6 protein-coding genes are annotated in these 5,094 nt (G+C 67.1%); 3 read left to right on the top strand and 3 right to left on the bottom strand.

The features are described 5' to 3' along the window. The 3 genes from ACFWPJ_RS24150 to ACFWPJ_RS24140 form a co-directional block, all read right to left on the bottom strand. On the bottom strand, nt 1–616 hold a 616-nt coding region (locus ACFWPJ_RS24150; protein ID WP_378854669.1), incomplete at its 3' end, for a hypothetical protein. A 134-nt stretch (nt 617–750) separates the two neighbouring features. After that, a complete protein-coding gene (locus ACFWPJ_RS24145; RefSeq protein ID WP_378854668.1) occupies nt 751–1,800 on the bottom strand; it encodes a 3-oxoacyl-ACP synthase III family protein in 1,050 nt (349 codons plus the stop codon). A 340-nt stretch (nt 1,801–2,140) separates the two neighbouring features. Further along, a complete protein-coding gene (locus ACFWPJ_RS24140; RefSeq protein WP_378854667.1) occupies nt 2,141–2,455 on the bottom strand; it encodes an LLM class flavin-dependent oxidoreductase in 315 nt (104 codons plus the stop codon). Between the two features lie 110 nt (nt 2,456–2,565). On the opposite strand from ACFWPJ_RS24140, the gene ACFWPJ_RS24135 reads away from it, so the two are divergent. From ACFWPJ_RS24135 to ACFWPJ_RS24125, 3 genes are all read left to right on the top strand, one after another. After that, on the top strand, nt 2,566–2,994 hold the full coding sequence (locus tag ACFWPJ_RS24135) for a DUF779 domain-containing protein (RefSeq protein ID WP_378854666.1): 429 nt from the start codon (nt 2,566–2,568) through the stop codon (nt 2,992–2,994). A gap of 50 nt (nt 2,995–3,044) precedes the next feature. Then, entirely contained in the window at nt 3,045–3,710 is a 666-nt protein-coding gene (locus ACFWPJ_RS24130; RefSeq protein WP_378854665.1) for a hypothetical protein, read from the top strand. 149 nt (nt 3,711–3,859) lie between these two features. Then, a partial coding sequence (locus tag ACFWPJ_RS24125) for a cytochrome P450 (RefSeq protein WP_378854664.1) occupies nt 3,860–5,094 on the top strand: 1,235 nt, incomplete at its 3' end.

Raw genomic sequence — 5,094 nt, 5'->3', positions numbered from 1 at the left:
GGTCGGGAGTGCGCACCGCGTCCTGGTCGATGCCGAGGGCGTCGGCCAGCCGCGTCGGGAACTGCGGTGTGGGAGTCGAGGCGATCAATGCCAGGCTCGCGCGGTCGGTCCCGGCCTCGTCGAGCGCGGCGCGCGCCGCCTTGCTCGCCACCTCCAGGATCCGGTCTTCGAAATCGGCGTCGCGCTCGACGGTCATCAGGCCACGCCCGACGGTGCCCATGGTCGCGGTGTCGACGTAGGCCTGCTCGGCGGGACTGCCCGTCGACCTCGCCGAATGCACCGGCCCGAAGCCTTCCGGACCGTCGACCTGCTCGAGCAGCAGCGCGGCACCCGCGGTGGCGTAGGGGAATTCGGCATCGGCCACGGCGCGGGTGAGCGACGGGTGGGTGTCGCCCGCGACGACCAGCACGTGCCCGGTGCTCCCGGTCGCCAGCACCGATCCGGCGACCCGGACGGCATCGAGGACGCCGACCGCGCCGTTCATCAGATCGAAGGAGAACGTCCGCGCGTCGTCGCGGGTGTAGTCGAGCCCGATGCCCGCCGCCTTCTGGATCAGCGCGGAGACAGCCGGTTCCACCGTGTTCGAGTCACGGAAGATGCCGGTATTGATGAGCACGCCCACCTGGTCGGGCCGGATGCCGGCCCGCTCCAGGCACTGCCGCGCCGCGCGGCCGCTGTGCTAGACGATGCTGTGGGTGTCGGCAGCCCTGTCGGCGCCGGTGGCTTGGATACGCACGCCCATGACGAACCTCAGACCTTCAGCGAAGAGATGGTGGTGGACAGGAAGCCGGCGACCACGCCCGAAGCGGCGGGCACCATGAGCAATTTCGCCCCCGCCTCGATGCTCTGCTCGGACAGCTGATCGTGCAGCACGATGAAATGCGAAGTGGTCGAGGTATTTCCGTACTTCTCGATCACATTCAGATCCGGTGGCATCGGCGCGCCGAACTCGCGCGCGGCGACCCCGTTCATGAACGGCACGGCCGCGGCGCCGAACTGGTGATGAATGATGTAGTCGAAGTTCTCGTCGGCGAAGGTGCCACCCTGCTGCTCGAGGAACGTGCCCTGCGCGTCCGGCCACAACAGGAACCTGGCCTCGTTGTGCATCTTGCGGTTGTCGGTGTAGAGCGCGACGCCCGCCGACTTGTCGCTGGGCATGCCCAGGCACAGGTGCGAATGCTCTGCCGCGGTGAATAATTCGACATAGTGGATCATGTCGGCCTCGTCGACGGCCTGGTCCAGCACGACCGCGCAGCCGGAGTCGCCTACCGACAGCGACGCGAACTGCAGGTCGTACTTCTCGGAGATCTCGTTCACCGCGGTGTCGGCGATCGGGGTGATCGACTCACCGCTGACGACCATGCCGTTGCGGACCACGCCGGCACGGATCATCCGGTCGAGAATGTAGGTGCCGGTAAGCATTCCGGCGCACGCGTTCGACACGTCGAAGGTGATCGCCGCGTCGGCGCCGAGCGCCTGCGCGATCGTCGAGGCGAACGAGGGCTCCATGTACATCCGGGTGCCCTGATTGCTGCGCGTGATCGAACAGGAGATGATCACATCCAATTCGCCTGCGCCATACCGGGACCGGGACAGGCAATCCTGCGCGGCCCGCATCGCCAGCGCGAACGAATCCTCCATGCTGTCCGGCCGGGTGTCACGCACGCGCCGTTCCTTGATCCCGGTGATCTTCTCGAGGTCGAACGAGGGTGGCACTGTCAGACGGGAAATCAATTCCGCGGTCGAAACGATATTCGACGGAAGATATGCGCCGATCGATTCAAAACGTGAATGCAACACGTGAACTCCTGAACGTCTGTGAGTGCGCCTGGGATCATTTCCGACGGTCGGTGCGACGGAACATTACCGGAGAGTAAGCGTTGGCTCGGAAGTGATCTGAGCGGTCTATGGCCGGTAGGCAGCGCCGTAAAGGCGTATATGTGACCGAAAGTCACATTTGATCGGCAATCTTGAAGTTGTGGGCTACATGCACGAGTGATTCGCCGCTTTACGGAGTACGGCTACACACTGGCTATCGACGCCAGGTGGCTTGTTCTGGAGGTCGTGCGCCTGAAGATCGAGGGTTCGGCGTGAGGGACCTCACGTCATTGCTCTCGGCGGTATGTGTGGCGCAGACCGCTCAGTTTGTCTCGTGCGCAAAAGCGCAGGCGCGAAGTTTGTCGCACGAGGAAAGGCCGCGTCCGCGTCGGCGCTGCTGAGTTTCAGCCGGTCGGCACCGGCTGACGGTGGCGGCCCGCGACGAGATCCTGGCCCGCGCCTGGGCCGAGACTGCGGCCGGACGCGGCGCCGGCGCCCGGCGGACACCGTCGGTGAATCCGACCGAGCGGCCGAGGCCCATATCGATCCGGCCGGGGAACAGCGAGCCGAGCATGCCGAACTGTTCGGCGACCACCAGCGGCTGGTGGTTGGGCAGCGGGGCCGCGCGGGATTCCACGAACTCGTCACACCTTCGCAAGATTCGACGGGCGCCAACCCTGGACCAACCTTGCGCACCCATAGTGTCTGGCGAACCCGACAATCGTCGAGAACTTTGCAAGGAGCACCATGCCCTACCAAGCCGGGTCCGGACACCGCGATCACCCTCCGCTTGTCCACACGCCGAACCATCGCCACCGCGCGGTCGACACCTCCGAAGACGCCCGCCACGTCCTGCAGCTGCTGACCGTGATGCACGGGCCGGTCGTTCTCTACCTGGCGTCCGACTCCGACGGTCACACCCCGACCTGTGTGCGCCGCAGCGACTTCCACGCCGACTCCGACGATGTTCTCGCCGGTCAGACGGCCGGCCACACCGAGTTCTGGATGGCGGGCCACTTCCACGTCGGCCTCGAGGACATCGACGTCAGCATCGATGTCCACAGCGCTCCCGGGTCCGACCGCCGCACTTCGTCGCTGGAAACCGCCTGTGGTTTCCGCTTCGCACTGCGCATCCACGCCGCCGACGCGGTCGACCTCGTCGAGGAGGCGTCCTAGCCGGATACCGATCGTCGGGGGGTGTCGGTGGGTGTGGTTACCCTGCCGGAATGGTCGGAGTGGACACGGCGTTGCGGCGATTGACGCGAGAGGCGGGAAAGCTGCTGGCGCCCTACGGCTTTGAGGGTTCGGAGGCCAGGTGGGTGCGCGTGGCACCGGGAGGGGTGGCGTCGGTCGGCCGTAGCCGGACCGTGCGGACGTGGACGGACGGGCAGCAAGTGGTCCGTTTCGGGTTGGAAGTGAGTGCTACGCCGACGAGCTGGTGGGAGTTCTGCGCCTGGCGCGATGCGCGGCTCGGCCGCCCGCCCACGATGCTCGAGGAGGCGACCGGCCCCGGGCTGATCGATGCACGCGGCCTGGCGGTCGAGCTCACCGAATGGTGGTCCCTGCGTGTCGATCCGGCGCAGGAAGGGCAGCAGGCCCTGCAGGCCGATGTCGACCTGATCCGCGCCGAACTGCCGAGGCGGGTGCACGCGTACGCGCGCCGGGCCCTGCGACTGGTCGAACCCGAGCACTACCTGGACGAGCTGCTGGCCGATCCGGACCCCGGAATCGCCGCCAGGGAGGCGATCGTCGTCCTGCTCGCGGACCGTGGACCCGGCCCGCGACTGGAAGATGCGCTCGCTCAACTGCATCGGTGCCTGGAGCAGCACGGCGGTGCGGTCGGCGACGCGAATGCCCTTGCCTACGTGCGAGATCGGGAATCGGCGGCCTGACGGATCGGTTATCCGGACCGCCGGACTCGCTGCGATGGACAACAACGACCGGTAGCATCGCTGACCGGATCGGAAAATAGAGTCCAGCAGTATGTTTCGATGCGATCGCCTGCATTGGGGTCCGGGAAACACCGGTGATCGAGAGGTTCATGGTGGAGTCGGTAACGAGTCGGTTGGTAATCGATACGACGGGGGAGGACATCCAGGGCGAGATCACGCGCATCCGGGAGCAGGGTCCCGCAGCTCTGGTCGAGCTGCCCGGTGGCGTGGAGGCGTGGTCGATCACCGATGCCGCGCTGCTGGAGAAGCTGCTGACCGATCCGCGGGTGTCCAAGGACGCCAGCCAGCATTGGCCGGCGTTCGTCGCGGGCGAGATCCCCGCCGACTGGCCGCTGTTCCTCTGGGTGGCCGTGGCGAACATGTTCACCGCGTACGGCCCCGACCACCGGCGACTACGCCGCCTGGTGGCGCCCGCGTTCACCGCGCGCCGCACCGAGGCCATGCGCGATCAGGTCGAGCGGATCACCACCGACCTGCTCGACGCGCTGGCGCAGACGCCGCAGGGCGAGGCTGTCGATCTGCGCGAGCATTTCGCGTATCCGCTGCCGATCCAGGTGATCTCGGAGCTGATGGGCGTCCCCGAGTCGCTCAATCCCGGCCTGCGCACGTGTGTCGACGGCATCTTCGACACCACGCTCACCCCGGAGCAGTCGCAGGCCAACTACATGGAGATGTACCGGATCCTCGGTGAACTGGTGGCCCTGCGCCGCGAGCAGCCCGGTGACGACATGACCAGCCTGCTCGTCGCCCAGCGCGACGACGACGAGGACGGGCAGCTCACCGAGGAAGAACTGATCGGCACCCTGCTGCTGGTCATCTCGGCGGGACACGAGACCACCGTCAACCTCCTCGACCAGGCGATCACCGCGCTGCTCACCCACCCCGATGTGCTGGCCGAGGTCCGTGCGGGCGCCATCACCTGGGCGGATGTGGTCGAGGAGTCGCTGCGGTACGAGTCCCCGGTCGCGCATCTGCCGTTGCGGTTCGCGGTGTCCGACATCGAGATCGACGGTGTCCGCATCGCGCAGGGCGAGGCGATCCTGGCGAGCTACGCGGGCGTGGGCCGTGACCCGAAGCGCCACGGCGAAACCGCCGACCAGTTCGATCCCACCCGGGCCGACAAGTCCCACATGGCTTTCGGCTACGGCGCGCACCACTGCCTCGGTGCGCCGCTGGCGCGGCTGGAAGCGCTGGTCTCGCTGCCCGCGCTGTTCGAGCGGTTCCCGCACATGAGTCTGGCTGTTCCGGTCGATTGGGTGGGGACGGTTCCCCGCGTGATGTCCCACGGTGACCGACCACTGGCGGGGGGAGAGACAGGGGGTGA

The sequence above is a fragment of the Nocardia sp. NPDC058497 genome, from assembly GCF_042720195.1.
Lineage (GTDB): Bacteria > Actinomycetota > Actinomycetes > Mycobacteriales > Mycobacteriaceae > Nocardia.
This window is presented reverse-complemented; position numbering and strand designations above follow the sequence as displayed.

Coding starts and splice junctions, on each gene's coding strand:
- ACFWPJ_RS24135 (WP_378854666.1), top strand. CDS start 2,566: ATGCCCTACCAAGCCGGGTCCGGACACCGCGATCACCCTCCGCTTGTC.
- ACFWPJ_RS24130 (WP_378854665.1), top strand. CDS start 3,045: ATGGTCGGAGTGGACACGGCGTTGCGGCGATTGACGCGAGAGGCGGGA.